This is a genomic window from Bremerella alba, from assembly GCF_013618625.1.
Taxonomy (GTDB): domain Bacteria; phylum Planctomycetota; class Planctomycetia; order Pirellulales; family Pirellulaceae; genus Bremerella; species Bremerella alba.
Genome location: NZ_JABRWO010000005.1, coordinates 244,063 through 260,145, shown reverse-complemented (window position 1 = coordinate 260,145; position 16,083 = coordinate 244,063). Strand labels below are relative to the sequence as shown.

The window sequence follows — 16,083 nt, the reverse complement described above, 5'->3', positions numbered from 1 at the left end:
GAAAGAGTCAGTATAAAGATAAGTGTAGCAAATATGTGTAGTAAATTCGGGCTAGGGTTTTCCCGGGTCGGTTTAATCAAGCCATGCATAGTCTAAGCGGCTCCATGAGATTTCGTGTTCGGCGGGATGGGTGATAGGCAGCACTAGTATCGTCGGCAGCGAGGACAGGGTCAACGATTGTGCGGACATGCCGTCGTTTAGAGGGATATGATTTATGGCCAGAAAAACGAAGCAGCGACGTCAGTCTCACGGATCGGCCTGGCACTGGAAACAAACGGATTGCTGGTATTACACGCTTCCAGGGACGAAGAAACGCATCGCCCTGTTTGATGAACAAGGAGAGAGGATTCGGGGAAAGGAAAACAAGGAGGCAGCCGAGATCTAGTTGGCACGGGAGAAACTAGCCTGGGATAGCGAATCGAATGATGGCCCTGCCCTGGGACAGCCCTGGTTGGTCGCCCGCGTTTGTTCGGACTACTTGGTGTATACCGAGCGAAGCCAGAACGATGGTTCTGTCAGCGAGGGATATCATCGGAATGCGACTCAGTGGTTCAACGATCTTTGCAGCTACTGCGGTGCACTGCCAGTTAGCCAACTCAAACGGGGTCATATTCTGGAATGGGTTGATCAGCACGAATCATGGAAGAGTCCCGCGACGCGTCGTTGCATTATTGCTGTCGTCATGGCAGCCTTCAATCGCGTTGAGGAGATGCACGGTATCAGTAACCCGATCAAGGGAATCAAGCTTCCCAAGGCAGAACCTCGGCTTACGTCATTCTCTCCGGAAGATGAGAAGGCAATTTACAAGGCCACGGAACCTTGCTTTGGCAATTTCCTCTTTGCCGCGATTCACACAGGGCTTCGTCCATTTAGTGAGCTCGCGCAACTCAAAGCGGAAGATGTCGAAGAGACGCCACGAGGAATGATGTGGCGCGTCTACGCGAGCAAAACCAAAAAGACTCGCAAAATTCCCGTACGACCCGAAGTGGCAGAGCTGACTCGTCAACTCATGAAGTCAGTTCCGCGCGGGTCAGGCTTACCAATCTTTCGGAATACATTGGGAAAGCCTTGGAAACGAACGACCGGAGTCGTTCGTTTTGTCGACTTGAGGGAAAAGCTCGGCTGGAATGACGATCCGCTCAGGAAGAAGTATTCGTGTTATACGTCGCGCCATACTTTTGCCCATCGGATGTTATCCGGCTTTTGGAATAACGGTGCCGGATGCACGATTGAAACCTTAGCGGAGTTGATGGGAGACACGCCAAAGGTGGCTTACGATCATTACGGCAAGGAGTGGGGAAAGCATTATCAAGATCCTCTTTGGAAGGCCATCGGAGAATCGACGCCACTGGCGAGTGCACAGGTAAAGCCTCCTCCTACGAAGCGAAAGAAGAGTACCGCGTCGTCCGCCACAAAGACAAAACCGAAACGAACTAAGGCATCCGCCAGCAGGAACAAGCGTCATGGCTAAGGCAAACACAGGACGCAAGCGTCGTTCTCGCGGACGTGCCTGGTATTGGCGTCAGACCGACACGTGGTACTTTACGCCACCGGGAACGAAGCGACGGGTCCGGCTCGTGGATGAGAGGGGCAATCCGGTTCGCGGCCAGAGTAGCATTGATCAGGCGGAACTGGCCTTGGCACGTGTTAAGGCCGCTGGAGACTGGCGTCCCGAAGTGAAGCCGGCGGAGGAAAGCGACTGGATCGTGGCAAAAGTGTGCTCCATCTACATTGAGAACTGTGAGAAGCGATCGAGAGCCGGAGAGATCAGCATCGAGTATGAGAAGGAAGTGCGACGTTTCTTGCAGGACCTCTGTAAGTATTGCGGCGCATTGCCACTCTGTGACTTACGCAAGACACATGTGCTGCATTGGGTGGAAACGCATTCCACGTGGAAGTCTTCGGCAACCCGTCGTTTCGCCATTGAAGCAGTTATGGCAGCGTTCAACCACGCTCAAAATTCTTATTCAGTTTCCAATCCGCTTCGCGGCTTAACCAAGCCTGCACATTGTCCTCGGCTACATTCCTTCAGTACCGAGGATGAACGGGCACTTTACGACGCTACGGATGAGCCCTATCGCGATTTTCTGTTCGCGGCAATTCATACTGGCCTGCGGCCATTCTCGGAATTGGCTCAGGTAACGGGTAACGATGTCGTAGAGAGCGACCGCGGCATGATGTGGCGGGTTTATGCTTCTAAAACCAAGAAGACACGCGTGATTCCGATCCGAAAAGAGGTTGCCGAGTTAACGCGGAGCATCCTTTCCAGGGACAATTCTGGGACGGACGGTGTGATTTTCCGGAACTCACAAGGTGATCCGTGGAAGAAGGTCACTGGGGGCTCTCGATTTCGGAATCTCCGCCAAAAAATCGGATGGATTGAGGATTCGAAACGGAAAAACTACTCGTGTTACACGTGCAGGCACACATTCGCTCACCGAATGCTGGCTGGCTATTGGACGGACGGCGTTGGTTGCTCGATTGAAGTTCTTGCAGAACTCATGGGAGATACACCCAAAGTTGCCTTCGACCACTACGGAAAGGAGTGGGGACAGCATTTTCAGGATCCACTCTGGGCGGCGATCGGAGTGGATTAGGCATCGCAATTCGTCTTCCGCCAGGTTGCACAATTCGACGATGAATGATTTCATCGTACTGGATTGTCAGGTCGCCCCAGCGGTACCGTAATACCTGGGAAGCTCGTCCTATTGCTTGGTATTCTCTGATAACGAACATTCGGTCGAACGCGCATCGCCTCCTTCAGACGCTCTACTTCGGACGGCTCGATCTTGATTCGTCCCTGCCCTCGTTTTCCCCCTTGTAGGTAGTTAACTACGAACGGGATACCACGTACTTCAAATTCTCCTGCATCCGATTTAGACAGCCATTCGTAAAGCGTGGAGGTACGAATTCCCAAGAGTTGGGCGGCCTCTTTTGCGTTATATAGATTCGACATCTTCGAGATTTCCCAAGTTGGAGTCTTTCCAACCCCGGGAAATCCGGTCGCCATGATAGTGGCTGTCTAGTGATTCGCGATGAAAATGGGGAATTGCTAAATTTCGTCTGTTTTTGCGTCAAGTAACGTGGGGGAATCTTAGCTATTTTGATCCGACACTTGATGCTTATTGGTACACCTAAATGTCGGAACCATCGAAGCCCATCGCCTCTGCGATTTCAAAGAGTTCTCTCTGTGTTGTTTTGATCATTCTTTTTCCGCCATGTTCCGGACAGTGGCAAAAAAGTTTGAAGGTATCAACCGAATCTTCCAAAGGGGATTTGGTGAGGTCAGCTTCCAAGGCACCGTCGCAAGTCTTGCAACGAACTTCTCGCCTCTCAAGGAGCTCATTTATGATCACGGCAACACTTTCCGTCGCGAGAGAAGAGCACTGCGCGGCGGCAAGGCCTTTGACGGATTCGCCAATAGTCGCTTCAATTCGGCCGTTTCTTTGCTTACTAAGGTTGTCAGATTCACGGCGACTTCTCGCCATTCTCGAATAATAATCAAGGAGTCGGTGAAGTACTCGGATATCGTCAGGGGCGCCCGGATTCGACCAAAGACGATGAATCATGAGACCAAGAACTTGAGCTCGTTCCATGAATAGAATAAGTGGAAGGCCACCCAGATAGGATTGCGGTTGGAATGTGTGGGCGAAAAGCTCTCGCTCAAGTTCGTCCATGCGGTTAGGCAAACACACTGCAAATGCTTGGCAGAGATAACTGATGCTTCCAGAAACGTATTGGTACGATTGCCAACCGAGTTCTAAGAAAGCAGCCCGGACCTGCGACGGAGCAATCGCTCTACCACCAATTGATTTGAAGAGATTGCTGTTTCTACCTTTAAGCCAGTTGTCAAACTCGTCATTCGTATCAGCGTGATGGGAATTCAGCCGATCTGTCATTCGATCATAAACCTCTTCCAAGAGGTCGTTGTTTGGCGCAGGGATGGCATCCGGTATTGCAAAAAGAGCTGAACGAACGAGAGATTCAACTCTGGTTTCAGGAATTGTTAGGGGATTGAGCTCAGCAGCTCGAAGTAGTCCATACGAAATCTCCTGCTGCTTATTCGGGCGAGTAAGACCGTTACGGTGGGCTCGGGCACGCCCTTCTTCACAAAGTCTGGTAACATTCCATGTTCGTCCATCTCCGTTGGAATCAAATCTCAGATCCATCGGTAGGATGCTGCGGTCCTCGTCGGACTGTCTCCCAGACCGTCGAATATACAGATCGCGAGAGTGTGCAAAGGAACGCTCCATATGCTCTTGCATGACAAGTACGCGATCGAATATCAACTTTTGTTGCCGATAGCAAGCCACCATGTCTGATGTCAGACGTCGATCTCTCGCGAGGAGATGGAGCCCGGCCAGAAAGGCGTTGTCGATAAAGGTCTTGGGGGGAACTCCCGGCAGGAAACGTCTTGTTCCGTCTTCTTGGGAATAGACGTCAAAGGCGATGTAAAAATCAGAATGAAAATTCGACGCAAGATCTTCCGGTGGCCTCCAGCGAAGACTCGCTTTCGAAAGGTGCAAGGATGGGCGACCGCCTGAAAGCGGCAGTTCTGCTACGCCAGCATCACTTTCTTCGACATTTCCAAATTCTAAATTTCGTTCGGAATTCACAGGAAAGCCTCCGTGTAGACATTCTTATTTCAGCGTCGATTATCGCCTACTTTTGAGGCGCGAATCAATGCTCATCTTAGTAAATCGCATTCTCTTTCACGTGCAAGAGATCGCTTGTAGCCCTGGCTCACACGATTCATTTTTTGTGACCGGATTTCCCTGGGTTGGGCATAACCAACTATCAAGTCGCGCTACAAGGAAACTAGTCGTTTCCGGAGCAGCGCGACTCAGAAGCAAGAAGGAGAATCAAAATGACTCACATTTATTCTCAGGAGGGAGCCCTGAGCGAGGCACAATGCGACAAGATGCATGCCATCTGGCTTCAGGCAGCCCAGGCCAATGGGATTGACTTGTCAGGCTTCAATCCGAGAGCTCCACGCACGTCTCGCCTAGCGTGGGCGGCGAGATTAGCGCTGACGGTCGGAATGATTTATGCCCGATTTTCCACGAAGATGCAGCACTCGACGGAAGACCAGATTCGCGAGTGTCTCATCTGGGCTGCCCGCAACGGTGTCTATGTCCTGCCAGAATCGATCTGCGTCGATGAGGCTGAGAAAGGCAAACGTGATCGACGCAAGGGACTGAAACGCGCCAAACAAATATTAGAGTCGGGGCTCGTTTCGACTTTCTTAGTGTACAAAGCGAGCCGATTATTTCGCCATCCTTACAAGGGCTTTGAGCTTATCCAGGAAGAGGTTGTCGAAGCCGGTATGCGGGCTGTCAGTGTCTCCCAAGGGATCGACACGGCCGACAAGAAGGCCTGGAAGATGCAGTTGCAAATTCATGGAATCATGGATGAAATGCTCTTAGAGGCGATTGCTGACCATGTCCGGGCAGGTTTGACGGGGCTGTTTCTGGCGGGCTGGACAACGGGTGCATTAGGGGTCGGCTACCGCCCCCGCATTCTCCCCGACGCGCCATTGACCAACCGCGGGCTCCCCCGCACGGCTCCCGAGGTCGATCCCGAGGCAGCCGAACTAATTCGCGAGCACGCTTTGCTTTTGCTCGACGGCATGCCCCTCAATGAAGGACTTCGCCGTTGGCGCGCGGTGGGAGGACCCTGTGATCCACGGGCATCAACGGGCCAGATGAACTATGTCCCGTACCGCACCCTCTTCTCCAATATTCGCCTCACAGGTTGGTGGGAGTTTGGACGTCGTAAGAACGACTTCTCCAGCAAGCTCGATTATACTCGTCAGATCGTGCAGCCCGACTCAGAGGTCACACGGTACCAATGCGAGGAACTGCGAATCTTGGACGACGACTTGTTCGTTGCGCTGCAGCGGAAACTGCTTCAGCGCAAACATGGCCCTCGTGGTCCTCGCAAGGACAAATCCAAAAAACTATGGGATCTTACGACGGGCATGTTCTTTTGCGCTGCCTGCAGTGAGCCGGATGACCATGTTCGGTTTTACCAGGTCGGCGCGGGAGGCGGCGGGATGCAGTGCAAGCATGGGGACCAATGTCCCTGCAAGTCTGCTGTTCGCCGTGAAGAGGCGGTTCGCGCCGTGTGCAAGGAACTAGCAGCGGCGATTCGTCGTGATACGGACTTGATCGAGCGAGTGATCTGCCAAGCGACCAAGATAGACGAAGAGGTTGCTGAACGTCTGGACCAAGAGGTCCAACGCCGACAACGACAAGTGCAATCCATCACCAAAAAAATTGATGGTCTATACGACCTCTTGGGTGAAGTGGATAAGAACGAGCACAAAGAGTTGAAGGCCAAGATCAAGGCTGTCCAGTTTGAGCGAGCCCAGACGCAGGATGAGGTTCTGCAGTTGCAAAAGCAACTGGAGAAAGCATCCTCCACGTTAACTCCCCAGGGTATCCGAGACGTCCTGTCTAATACCGAGGAACTGTTGATTTCGGCAGGCTCGGGCCAGCTAAGCGAGGACGGCGTTTATAAGGCTCTTTCTATCTTTGAGAAGTTGACCGGCGGACAAATCATGGTGCATGTGGAACGCCGTGCAGGTCGCAAACGGACCAGCGTGCGGGGTGTGTTTCGTCTGCAGTTTGTGGATGTATTTCCGGAATTGCCCCTGGCGGGCCAGGATCTGCCATTGAGCGATGAGGTCACCGTCTGGCTACGCAAGCCGCCTCGCCTGGACTTGATTGCCGAACGCGTCCATCAATTGATCGACGTCGAGGGAATGAGCCATCGCGAGACCGCAAAGCAGTTGCAGCGTGAAGGGCAGAATGTGAACGCCGGAAACGTTTGGTATAGCTACCATCGTTGGTATGAGATGCAGGGTCTCGAGCCACCGAAAGTGCCCTACAACAACGGCAAAAAGCGGCGTTCCCGTTAAGTTGGCCATAAATAATTTTTAACCAACGCCTCGTCCTCGTGATGAGGCGTTTTTCATGCGCTCACAAATTCTTTAACGATCACTCTTATGACAGGAGAGTAGATGCCATCCACCTCAAACCCGGACAACTCTCAGGAATCCGAGAGGGATTCGCAGCGAGCTCAACTAGCGGCTAATCTCGCCTACCTCGTCGTGCAAGCACATCGGCGGGATCAACAGGAGGTCGACTCTTCATCGAATAACGCCGAGGCTCCCGAAAGCTAAATTTCTGCCCAAAACGGGGCATAAATAGATGGGGGAGGTCTTATGCCTTCCATGGTCACCACCATCTCCAGCGGAGAGGTGATCACAATCTACTTTATCCAACACAGGAGGCTCTATGTCACATGTCGTCACCATTGAAACCGAAGTGCGTGATGTTACGGCGATCCGCCAGGCAACACGACGTCTTCAACTTCCCGAGCCCACGTTCGGTGAGGTTCGCTTGTTCAACGATCGCAAGCGGGGCTGGGCGATCCAGCTTCGAGATTGGCGTTACCCGGTCGTCGCCGATGTAACGACCGGTCGGCTCGATTACGACAACTACAACGGCCATTGGGGCAGCCAGAAAGAACTTGATCAGTTTCTGCAGCGGTACGCCGTTGAACGGGCGACGATCGAGGCCCGCAAGCAAGGCCACACCGCCATCGAACAGTCGCTTCCGGACGGAAGCATCAAACTCGTCATTCAAGTTGGAGGGTAAGCTCTTGAAAACTATTGAGATTATCGTCGGCCCCACTGGCGAGTCACGCCTAGAAACGTGGGGCTTTCAGGGCTCAGAGTGTCGCGAGGCAAGTCGCTTCCTGGAAGCCGCCTTGGGACAACACACGTCCGAGACGCTCACAGCCGAGTTCCACGCCTCGGAAATCACGCAACAAAATCAAATCGAACAGAAGGAATAACTGCCTATGGATCCCATACCCGAAACTCCCACTCACGGAACGATCGACCTGGCACGCGTTCTGGTGATTGTCGAGGGAACGAACGATATCGAGTTCCTTCGCCGGATTTCGTTAACGCTGCACGCTCATGATCAAGACCTGCCGAATCTGGCGGAAATGGAACAGCAAGGGCACTTGGTATTCGTTCCCTTCGGGGGCAGCAACTTGCCTAGTTGGACCTATCGATTCGCTTCCCTTGGCAAGCCGGAGTTCTTCTTGCTCGACCATGAGGTGCCGCCCGAAACGGAGCAGCGTCAGGAATTGGCCGAGGTCATCAACCAGCGGCCGCAATGTCGTGCGGTGCTTACACGAAAGCGTAGCTTGGAAAACTATCTCCATCCGGCAGCGATCCGTGAAGTTACACCAATCGAGATTGCGTTTGGGGATTTTGATCCGGTGGCCATCCTCGTCGCCAAGCAGCTCTATGAAAGCCGTCTCCACGACAGGCCTTGGGAACTCTTGTCGCGTCGCTCTCAGAATCGACTGTCCAGCCGCGCTAAACGTTGGCTCAACACGCAGTGCGCAGGCCACATGACGGTAGACCACCTTCGGGACCGAGATCCTGAAGGCGAAATCGCCAGCTGGCTGACCACGATCGGGCAACTCGCCCACTCTGTCTAAAGCTCGCTCTCCCGAGCTTTTTCATTTCCATACTTCATTTACAAGGAATCGGTATGCGCTTAGCAGAAGAAATTCAGGAACTGGTGCGGGCTGGCTTCAGCGGCATCTGGGTTCGCAGTTGCGAACAGGATGATGCCATTGCCGAACTGGCTCAGCTTTGCCGCGACGAAGACTGGCGAATGAACACCTGGGATATTGACGTCGGTCTCAGAGGTGCCCAGACGGACCAGGTAGATTCGCCGGCGGTGTCAGTCACCGATCCCTTAGGGGCCGTTCGATATCTCGAATCAATTCCCAGTAACGGACAGCCCTCGCTACTGGTGCTGTCCAATCTCCATCGCCTCCTCGGTTCGGCGGAGGTGGTGCAGGCGATCTTTCATCAGGTATCCCAGGGGAAAGCTCATCAACGTTTTCTCGTGATTTTGGCACCGGTGGTTCAGCTTCCAGTGGAACTCGAACGTGTGTTCACCGTAGTAGAGCATGAGCTGCCCTCTCGGGAACAACTCACCGAAATTGCGACGGACATTGCAACCGAAGGGGATGAGTTCCCCACAGGTGTTGAGCGAGAACGAATACTCGATGCGGCCTGTGGCCTGAGTCGCTACGAGGCGGAAAACGCGTTTGCGTTGTCGTTGGTGAGACATGGCCGACTGGAGCCGTCGGCCATTTGGCAGCTCAAGTCGCAGACGCTCATCAAGAGTGGCCTGCTATCGCTCCATCGTGGCGGCGAGTCCTTTGCCGAATTTGGAGGGCTGGAATCACTCAAGCAGTTTTGCTGTCAGGCACTGCGATCGGATGAATCCCGCTCCGTCCAGGCAAAGGGCGTTTTACTGCTGGGGGTGCCGGGTACGGGCAAGTCGGCCTTCGCCAAGGCTCTTGGGCGTGAAATTGGCAGGCCGACGTTGACGCTCGACGCCGGTGCACTCATGGGTGGCATCGTCGGCCAAACTGAGGAGCGAACTCGCAGGGCGTTGGAAATTATCGATGCGATGCAGCCTGCGGTGCTCTTCATCGACGAACTGGAAAAGGCCCTCGGCGGCACCACCAATTCCGGACAGGCCGATAGCGGCGTGGGCTCAAGGATGCTTGGCACGCTGCTAACCTGGCTGGCCGATCATGAATCGGACGTGTTCGTGATTGCTACGAGTAACGACGTCTCCAAGCTGCCGCCCGAGCTCACCCGAGCGGAACGCTTTGATGCGATCTTCTTTCTCGACTTACCTGGGAAGTCGCAGAAGGAACCCATCTGGCAGATGTATCTGGAGCGATTTGGTTTAGATCCGTCCCAGGGTCTGCCCAACGACGGATCGTGGACGGGCGCCGAGATCCGCGCGTGTTGCCGGTTGGCAGCCCTCTTGAATGTTCCCCTGGTGCAGGCGGCGCAGAACGTGGTTCCGGTCGCCGTCACGTCGGCCGAATCGGTTGAGCGGCTCCGGAACTGGGCGAGCGGTCGCTGTCTCTCTGCCGAGTCCGATGGCGTGTTCACCACAACGACTCAGGCTACACGAAAGCCGCGGCGACGACTAACGCAGAATCCTGAATCCAATTAGCCCAAAACTAATCCATCTTCATGTGAGGTATTTATGACGGCAACAACTTTAGAACATCCAACTGATCGCAGCAGTCCCTCCGGGAGGCTGCGATCCACGATGTGTGCGACCCGCGTCAACTTTACCTGGTTAGGCACTCAGAAGACGTTGACACGAGATCAACGGGCCCAGGCAGCCTTGTCCTTCGACGCTCAGGGCGAATTCTTGAGCGCAGGCAAGAAGCTGCTGGATACGAAAAATCCACGTTTCAAAGCGGTGACCTCGGAACGGAATCGGATCCGCTCGTTCTGGACGTCCATCAGCCTGCCTTATCCGGAACCGGCCGTACGATTGATCCGGCAGGATCGGGTCGACACCTTTCAGGACTGGATGAGTGAGCATCGCCAGGAACTAATCAAGGCGGTCGAGGAGCTCGACGAAGACTATTACTCGTTGAAAGAGGCGGCACGGCAGCGACTCGGTCGCCTCTACAACGAGGCCGACTACCCGATGTCGTTGATCGGACTTTTCGATGTTTCCTGGGATTTTCCCAATGTGGAGGCTCCGTCCTATCTGCGGCAACTCGACCCTCAGCTGTACCAGGAAGAGTGTCGTCGTGTGCAGGCTCGGTTTGATGAGGCAGTTCAACTTGCCGAGTCCGCCTTCGTGGAAGAGCTTTCGGGCTTGGTAACACATCTGACGGAACGACTCTCGGGCCAGCAAGATGGTCGCGCCAAAGTCTTTCGGGACTCGGCAATTGGCAACTTGAATGCATTCTTCGAACGATTTCGTTCCTTGAATGTTCGATCGAACGATCAGCTCGACGCGCTCGTTTCGCAGTGCCAGGACATTGTTCAGGGCGTGCAGCCTCAGACGCTACGAGACGACGCTCAAGTACGACAGTCGGTCAGCCGTGAACTATCGAGCGTACAGGCCACCTTGGACGAATTGTTGGTCGATCGGCCTCGTCGGCGGATTATCCGCTCCCCGAAGTGAGGTGCCCTATGCAACTTGTCATCACACCCATTGGGAAAATTCGCTGTCTCTATGATGAGACTCTCGACCTGCATAAGCTCGGCAAACCGTCGATCTCACGCGGTTCCCACGTCGAGCCGAACGAAGATGGCCAGTGGTTCGCAGATCTTTCGCCCGTCGGCGGGCCACAACTCGGGCCTTTCGTTAGTCGTAGTGCCGCGCTAAACGCTGAAGTCCGTTGGTTGGAAGAGCATTGGCTCTCTTCAAGCAACGACTAATGCACCCAGTTTATCACAAACCTTCTCAAGCCCTTGCTGGATTGCGATCCGGCAAGGGCTATTTCTGTTTCTTGACCTAGGGAGATATGAATCCATGCAAACTTCAGAGTTTTATCGAGACGTTGCCAAGGCAACTGGCGAGAGCGTTTCCACGATTCGTCAACTTGGATTGTCGCTAGTCGAAGAACCTGCGGACGACCTCGATGACGAAGTCTGTTTCGGCCCGAACGTCATCGACTGGGACGAAGTCGAGTTTTTGAGAGCACGGGAGTCTTCGGGGAGCGAGTCTTATGAACCGAAAGCAGCCTAACTCTCACATTTCGGAAACGGCAGTCTTGTCACGATCGACGCATCCTCGGAATGCAGCGGATCAAGTCGATCTGCGTTTGATCCGAGGTGGTCAGCAGCGAGGGCGGCGTCAGCATCGGTACCATCCTCGTTGTGCGAATTGGCGACGTTCGGACAGGTAGTTTTTGTTACTTCGAGAAGTGGGAGGATCTATGGAAACCATCGTACAGGCTGCATTCTGGGCCGTCGTTGCCTGGGCTTGCTACAAGACCGGTAAGCAATTGGGAAGCCGGAAAGGATTTCACGCCGGTCGTCGGTGTGGGCGTTCTTCGCGACATTAAAATGTGATTCTGAAGGGCCGCCCGACTGGGCGGCCCTTCGTTGTTTTTCTTTTAGCTATCACACTCCCAATCAATTCAAACTTAAAATACGCGTTTGCGTACTTCCTGCAAGAAGACGGTATCGGCAACATGTCAAGAGTTGGCATTGACCACCGTTTTATTTCATCATTACATCTGCTACAAAACACAATTCTGTCAAGCTCTTTTTCCACTCCATGGCGATACTTATCGATGGAATACTATCTCGCTTACTCCAAAACACCTGAGGTGCGGCACTACTCGACCTCTGGCGGATTCACGAAAGAGGTGCTTGCTTATGCCCTGCGAACGAAGCTGGTCTCCAAGGCTGTTTTTGTTCGCATGAACGGAATCAAGTCGGAAGTTGTCGTCACGGATGATCCGCAAGAGCTTTTCACGCCGGCCACCAATAGTATTTACGATCCCATTTCCCCTCTGGCAGGACTTAAGCAACTTGGCCCCGAAGAAACCTGTGCGACGACCCTCTTGCCGTGTCATGTGGAAGTCGCCCCGCGCGACAAGTGCAAGCTGATTATCGAACTGCTTTGCGGCCGGACGCCTCTTCCTGAGTGGACTACCGAAGTGCTGGATGCCCAAGGAGTCAAGCCGGAAGAAGTGCGAACGTTTTACTACCGAACCGGGACCTGGCCAGGCTATGGAGTCATCGAGCTGCACGACGGACGATCCGGTGAGTTCTCGTTTGTGCATGCCTGGCCGACGGGCGAGAACGATACGCAGCCTGCCAAATGCCTGACTTGTCGGCGAATTTCACTGGGGCCCGATATCGTCGTCTCCGATCCGTGGGGCCTGTTCAAGCATTTTGATCGCAACGAGCCCGGCAAGACCTTGGTACACGTGAAAAATCGGGACTTGCTTCCCTGGTTACATCAAGCCAACATCGTGTTGGAGCCAATCAGCGAGCATCTTTATCAGTACTCCATCCGTCCTCACGTCAATCGAAAACGGGCCCGCACGTGAAAGTCATTGTTCATCATTGGCAGACGGGGCTCACGCGGGCCAACTTTGGCGAGGCGATCGTTCCCCTGTTAGTTCGCCATCTCGGTTACGAGTACTTGCCGAACATTCGCCTACACTCGACACTGCCTCACAAACGGTTGCTGATGATCGGAAGTGAACTGAACGAAGACTTTTTGCCGAGGGTACACCCGGATCGCAGCAAGATCACCGTGTGGGGGTATGGTTACTCGCACGGAACACCTCCCAAGCCAGGCACGCTCGATGTGCGTGCCGTACGGGGGCACATCACGCGGGAAGCCCTGAAGCTACCGCAATCGACACCAATGTGCGATCCCGGCTTCCTCCTGCCGGCCGCGTTTCCCAAGCCTGACCTGCCCACATCCAAGTGGCCCCTCTACGCCCCGCACTGGAACAATCGCCGACACGGCGCCGAAAAAGCGTGGCAGGCCGATTTCTTCAATGTCGAAATCCGCCGCTCGTCTGACTACCTCCAGCAGGCCATTGCCCGCTTGATCACGGCTCCGTTTGTGTACACCAACAGTCTCCACATCGTGATCACCTGCCTGGCCTACGCAGTCCCCTTCGCCCCGTGTCTCGGCCCCGGCGACAAGATCGACAAGTCGCTGAAATGGCGCGACGTGTGGTCGACTTTGGAAGGGGAAGAAAAGGATGTCCGTTGGTGCCAAGATGTCTCCTCGGCGCATGCCTGGTGGGAAAACATCGGCCAACACCTTCGCCCGCCTGACCCGACCCGGCTGATTGAGGTGTTCCCGCGAGACATCGGGTTTTAGAGACCGTATCCAGCTGCATGGCTTCAGCCCCGTAAAACGAACCAGGCTGTAGCTACCAGGCGGCTATGTCGTAGAGGACCTTCACGCTGCCGTGGCCGTCGTGGCCGAAGATTTCTGTGTGCTTCGCAGTGACTTGGCCAGCCGCATCATATTGGGTGACGGTCTGGCCGTTTTCGTCGTAGACCGTTTCCTTGATCACCTGCTGGTAGCCGGTGAAGTTTTGGTGGTCTACCAGGTACTCGGTGTTGGTGGTCTCGTCCCAGGTGCCGTTGGCGTCGGTATCGACCTGTTGCAAGGCACTGACCCGGATGCCGCTGGTGCCATAGTCGTAGGTTAATGTTTAGCAGACCCAGCATTGAAATGGCACCAAGGCAACTTCATCTATAGCAGAAACGGCCATTCCACCTACAAAGCGCGACAACTGACGATGGCTCTGACCCACAATGCACGGCAATCGCATTCAAAACCACGGAATGATTGTTGCACCTAGTCTTGCCCAAGGCAAATGTGGGCCACGATGGCTAGCATGTTGATCGCTCGGAGTCGGCGAAGATTGTTAATTTCGTTTGGGCATGGATGGTAATGATTACAAAGCTTCCGGAAGGTTTTACCGTTTTTCAAGATCTTGAAGATCCTCGTGCCGAGGGCGGCAACAAGCGGCATTCGCTGTTTGACATTCTCTTCATCACGCTCTGCGCGACGGTCGCTGGGTGCGAGACCTATACCGAAGCCGAGCAGTTCGCCGACGAGCGGAGTGATTGGTTTGGCAAGTTTTTGCCGCTTGAAAACGGCATCCCTTCGCACGATACGATCGGCCGTGTGCTGGCCGCGCTCGACTCCCACAGCTTTCAGGCTTGTCTGCACGATTGGGTCGAACACTTGTGCCTGGACCTCCGCGGCCAAGGCGTGCACATCGACGGCAAGACGTTGCGGCACAGTTTCGACACGGCCACCAATCGCCAGGCCCTGCACATGGTGAGTGCCTGGTCGAGCGGGCTGCAAGTGTGCCTCGGGCAAATCGCGACTGAAGAGAAGTCGAATGAAATTACCGCCGTACCAATGCTATTGGAACTGCTCAACATCGAAGGAGCGGTTGTCACGCTCGACGCGATGAATTGTCAGCGGAAGACGGTCGCCAAGATTCGTGATCGGAAGGCTGATTATTGTCCTTGCGATGGGTCAAAAACCCTCGCCTTCAGGCGAAACCTTTAGGTTCTTCCGTTTCCGGATAAAATCAGGGTATGGAAAATTACCGTACCAGTTCTCACAGTCGTTTTGATATCAAGTTTCACTTTGTGTGGGTGACCAAGTACCGCAAACCGATCCTGACCGGCGAGGTTGGCGTTCGCCTGCGAGAACTGGTTCGTGAAGTTTGTCGAGCTAACGAAATCGAAATCTTGGAGGGAGCCGTATCACGAGACCATGTTCACGTACTGTTATCGTGCCCGCCCAATCTTTCGCCCAGCAAGGTCATGCAATACATCAAGGGGAAAAGCTCCCGCAAACTGATGATGGAGTTCGGCCATTTGCAAAAAACGTATTGGGGCCGTCACCTTTGGGCACGAGGGTACTTCGTGGCCTCCAGTGGCAACGTCACCGATGAGGTGATCCAGGAATACATTCGCCACCAGGACGGAACGGAACCGGGCGATGGGGGCGACCACTTCCGAATTACTCCTTCGTGAGTTGAGGACTTCAGTCCGAATCTCACGAAATCTTCAAACCTGCCGGCTTTAGCCGGAAGTTGTTTAGTTGATCACGGTGAAGAAGAATCAGGAAACGCTATTCAATCATATCGCCAGCGAATTTGAAAAGTTCGGCGAAGAGAATTACCGTTCTCCCAAATGCCGGGCTCATTGGGAAACTCGCAAGACGCGCGGTCGTCTAGAAGAACGCATCGTCTATGTGGCCGCCGCGCCGCGAAGCTTGAAAGAGACAGGCCAATGGGCCGACTTGAAGACGATCGGGATGGTCTATCGGCACCGCGAAGCGGACCCGAACAGCCAGCGGCAAGCGCCGGAACCGACGTCGTCCCGGGTAACGTTCTTCATCAGCAGCTTGCCTCCCAAAGCGAAGCAAGTGGCGAAGTACGTCCACGCACATTGGAGTGTGGAAAACAGCCTGCACTGGACGCTGGATGTAACTTTTACCGAAGACAGCAGCCGGGTTCGCCAAGGCAGCGGCCCGGAAATCCTGGCCAGCCTGAGACGCGTGGCGCTGACCCTGTTAAAGCGAGACACTTCGAAGCGAAAAATGAGCATCCGACTCAAAAGAAAGGTCGCCGGCTGGTCGCAGCAGGCAATGGAAGCGATTATCCTCGGGAGTTAGAAGGGTTTTCGAATGCGATTGCCGTGACCCACAA

Annotated in this window: 19 protein-coding genes; 16 read left to right on the top strand and 3 right to left on the bottom strand. The window is 54.3% G+C overall.

Translation table 11 applies throughout. The features are described from left to right. Window positions 1-214: 214 nt before the first annotated feature. Genes HOV93_RS10640 through HOV93_RS10630 form a run of 3 tightly spaced genes read left to right on the top strand, consistent with a single transcriptional unit; the run spans window position 215 to window position 2,597 of the window. A complete protein-coding gene (locus HOV93_RS10640) occupies window positions 215-385 on the top strand; it encodes a hypothetical protein (protein ID WP_207396479.1) in 171 nt (56 codons plus the stop codon). Beyond that, window positions 386-1,471 carry a tyrosine-type recombinase/integrase gene (locus HOV93_RS10635; RefSeq protein WP_207396478.1) on the top strand — a complete coding sequence of 362 codons (1,086 nt, stop codon included), beginning with the start codon at window positions 386-388 and terminating at the stop codon, window positions 1,469-1,471. Further along, window positions 1,464-2,597: a tyrosine-type recombinase/integrase gene (locus tag HOV93_RS10630; protein ID WP_207396477.1), complete on the top strand. Its 1,134-nt coding sequence runs from the start codon at window positions 1,464-1,466 to the stop codon at window positions 2,595-2,597. The genes HOV93_RS10635 and HOV93_RS10630 overlap by 8 nt, the downstream gene beginning before the upstream one ends. A gap of 50 nt (window positions 2,598-2,647) precedes the next feature. On the opposite strand, the gene HOV93_RS10625 is transcribed toward HOV93_RS10630, so the two are convergent. Then, window positions 2,648-2,956 carry a helix-turn-helix domain-containing protein gene (locus tag HOV93_RS10625; RefSeq protein WP_207396476.1) on the bottom strand — a complete coding sequence of 103 codons (309 nt, stop codon included), beginning with the start codon at window positions 2,954-2,956 and terminating at the stop codon, window positions 2,648-2,650. Between the two features lie 178 nt (window positions 2,957-3,134). Then, a complete protein-coding gene (locus HOV93_RS10620; protein ID WP_207396475.1) occupies window positions 3,135-4,616 on the bottom strand; it encodes a hypothetical protein in 1,482 nt (493 codons plus the stop codon). Between the two features lie 251 nt (window positions 4,617-4,867). Here HOV93_RS10620 and HOV93_RS10615 point away from each other — a divergent pair, with 251 nt between their 5' ends. The 10 genes from HOV93_RS10615 (at window position 4,868) to HOV93_RS10570 (ending at window position 13,721) form a co-directional block, all read left to right on the top strand. Next, complete coding sequence (locus tag HOV93_RS10615; RefSeq protein ID WP_207396474.1) at window positions 4,868-6,922, top strand: recombinase family protein; 2,055 nt, start codon at window positions 4,868-4,870, stop codon at window positions 6,920-6,922. 379 nt (window positions 6,923-7,301) lie between these two features. Next, window positions 7,302-7,664, top strand: coding sequence for a DUF1257 domain-containing protein (locus tag HOV93_RS10610; RefSeq protein WP_207396473.1), 363 nt, complete (start codon window positions 7,302-7,304; stop codon window positions 7,662-7,664). Window positions 7,665-7,668: 4 nt separating this feature from the next. Beyond that, window positions 7,669-7,863 carry a DUF2997 domain-containing protein gene (locus HOV93_RS10605; protein WP_207396472.1) on the top strand — a complete coding sequence of 65 codons (195 nt, stop codon included), beginning with the start codon at window positions 7,669-7,671 and terminating at the stop codon, window positions 7,861-7,863. A 6-nt stretch (window positions 7,864-7,869) separates the two neighbouring features. Next, entirely contained in the window at window positions 7,870-8,523 is a 654-nt protein-coding gene (locus HOV93_RS10600) for an ATP-dependent endonuclease (RefSeq protein WP_207396471.1), read from the top strand. Between the two features lie 53 nt (window positions 8,524-8,576). Continuing rightward, entirely contained in the window at window positions 8,577-10,073 is a 1,497-nt protein-coding gene (locus HOV93_RS10595) for an AAA family ATPase (RefSeq protein ID WP_207396470.1), read from the top strand. Between the two features lie 99 nt (window positions 10,074-10,172). After that, a complete protein-coding gene (locus tag HOV93_RS10590; RefSeq protein WP_235990141.1) occupies window positions 10,173-11,048 on the top strand; it encodes a hypothetical protein in 876 nt (291 codons plus the stop codon). 8 nt (window positions 11,049-11,056) lie between these two features. Continuing rightward, window positions 11,057-11,305, top strand: coding sequence for a hypothetical protein (locus HOV93_RS10585; protein ID WP_235990138.1), 249 nt, complete (start codon window positions 11,057-11,059; stop codon window positions 11,303-11,305). Window positions 11,306-11,399: 94 nt separating this feature from the next. Next, window positions 11,400-11,615 carry a hypothetical protein gene (locus HOV93_RS10580; RefSeq protein WP_207396467.1) on the top strand — a complete coding sequence of 72 codons (216 nt, stop codon included), beginning with the start codon at window positions 11,400-11,402 and terminating at the stop codon, window positions 11,613-11,615. A gap of 550 nt (window positions 11,616-12,165) precedes the next feature. Further along, the gene (locus HOV93_RS10575; RefSeq protein ID WP_207396466.1) at window positions 12,166-12,930 is read left to right on the top strand and encodes a coenzyme F420 hydrogenase/dehydrogenase beta subunit N-terminal domain-containing protein; all 765 of its coding nucleotides are present in this window, start codon (window positions 12,166-12,168) and stop codon (window positions 12,928-12,930) included. Beyond that, complete coding sequence (locus HOV93_RS10570; RefSeq protein WP_207396465.1) at window positions 12,927-13,721, top strand: hypothetical protein; 795 nt, start codon at window positions 12,927-12,929, stop codon at window positions 13,719-13,721. Before HOV93_RS10575 ends, HOV93_RS10570 begins: the two co-directional genes overlap by 4 nt. Window positions 13,722-13,773: 52 nt before the next feature. On the opposite strand, the gene HOV93_RS10565 is transcribed toward HOV93_RS10570, so the two are convergent. Then, entirely contained in the window at window positions 13,774-14,016 is a 243-nt protein-coding gene (locus HOV93_RS10565) for a hypothetical protein (protein WP_207396464.1), read from the bottom strand. A gap of 287 nt (window positions 14,017-14,303) precedes the next feature. Between HOV93_RS10565 and HOV93_RS10560 the strand changes: the two genes are divergently transcribed. From HOV93_RS10560 to HOV93_RS10550, 3 genes are all read left to right on the top strand, one after another. Further along, window positions 14,304-14,933, top strand: coding sequence for an ISAs1 family transposase (locus tag HOV93_RS10560; RefSeq protein WP_207396463.1), 630 nt, complete (start codon window positions 14,304-14,306; stop codon window positions 14,931-14,933). A gap of 29 nt (window positions 14,934-14,962) precedes the next feature. Beyond that, a complete protein-coding gene (gene tnpA / locus HOV93_RS10555) occupies window positions 14,963-15,406 on the top strand; it encodes an IS200/IS605 family transposase (RefSeq protein ID WP_207396462.1) in 444 nt (147 codons plus the stop codon). A gap of 76 nt (window positions 15,407-15,482) precedes the next feature. Then, window positions 15,483-16,049 carry an ISAs1 family transposase gene (locus HOV93_RS10550; protein ID WP_315853388.1) on the top strand — a complete coding sequence of 189 codons (567 nt, stop codon included), beginning with the start codon at window positions 15,483-15,485 and terminating at the stop codon, window positions 16,047-16,049. The last annotated feature ends 34 nt before the right edge of the window (window positions 16,050-16,083 follow it).

What these genes read in the sequence shown, in the direction of transcription:
- HOV93_RS10585 (WP_235990138.1), top strand. Translation starts at nt 11,057, where the DNA reads ATGCAACTTGTCATCACACCCATTGGGAAAATTCGCTGTCTCTATGAT.
- HOV93_RS10640 (WP_207396479.1), top strand. Translation starts at nt 215, where the DNA reads ATGGCCAGAAAAACGAAGCAGCGACGTCAGTCTCACGGATCGGCCTGG.
- HOV93_RS10610 (WP_207396473.1), top strand. Translation starts at nt 7,302, where the DNA reads ATGTCACATGTCGTCACCATTGAAACCGAAGTGCGTGATGTTACGGCG.
- HOV93_RS10595 (WP_207396470.1), top strand. Translation starts at nt 8,577, where the DNA reads ATGCGCTTAGCAGAAGAAATTCAGGAACTGGTGCGGGCTGGCTTCAGC.
- HOV93_RS10580 (WP_207396467.1), top strand. Translation starts at nt 11,400, where the DNA reads ATGCAAACTTCAGAGTTTTATCGAGACGTTGCCAAGGCAACTGGCGAG.
- HOV93_RS10615 (WP_207396474.1), top strand. Translation starts at nt 4,868, where the DNA reads ATGACTCACATTTATTCTCAGGAGGGAGCCCTGAGCGAGGCACAATGC.
- HOV93_RS10600 (WP_207396471.1), top strand. Translation starts at nt 7,870, where the DNA reads ATGGATCCCATACCCGAAACTCCCACTCACGGAACGATCGACCTGGCA.
- HOV93_RS10625 (WP_207396476.1), bottom strand. Translation starts at nt 2,956, where the DNA reads ATGTCGAATCTATATAACGCAAAAGAGGCCGCCCAACTCTTGGGAATT.
- HOV93_RS10630 (WP_207396477.1), top strand. Translation starts at nt 1,464, where the DNA reads ATGGCTAAGGCAAACACAGGACGCAAGCGTCGTTCTCGCGGACGTGCC.
- HOV93_RS10560 (WP_207396463.1), top strand. Translation starts at nt 14,304, where the DNA reads ATGATTACAAAGCTTCCGGAAGGTTTTACCGTTTTTCAAGATCTTGAA.
- tnpA (WP_207396462.1), top strand. Translation starts at nt 14,963, where the DNA reads ATGGAAAATTACCGTACCAGTTCTCACAGTCGTTTTGATATCAAGTTT.
- HOV93_RS10575 (WP_207396466.1), top strand. Translation starts at nt 12,166, where the DNA reads ATGGAATACTATCTCGCTTACTCCAAAACACCTGAGGTGCGGCACTAC.
- HOV93_RS10590 (WP_235990141.1), top strand. Translation starts at nt 10,173, where the DNA reads ATGTGTGCGACCCGCGTCAACTTTACCTGGTTAGGCACTCAGAAGACG.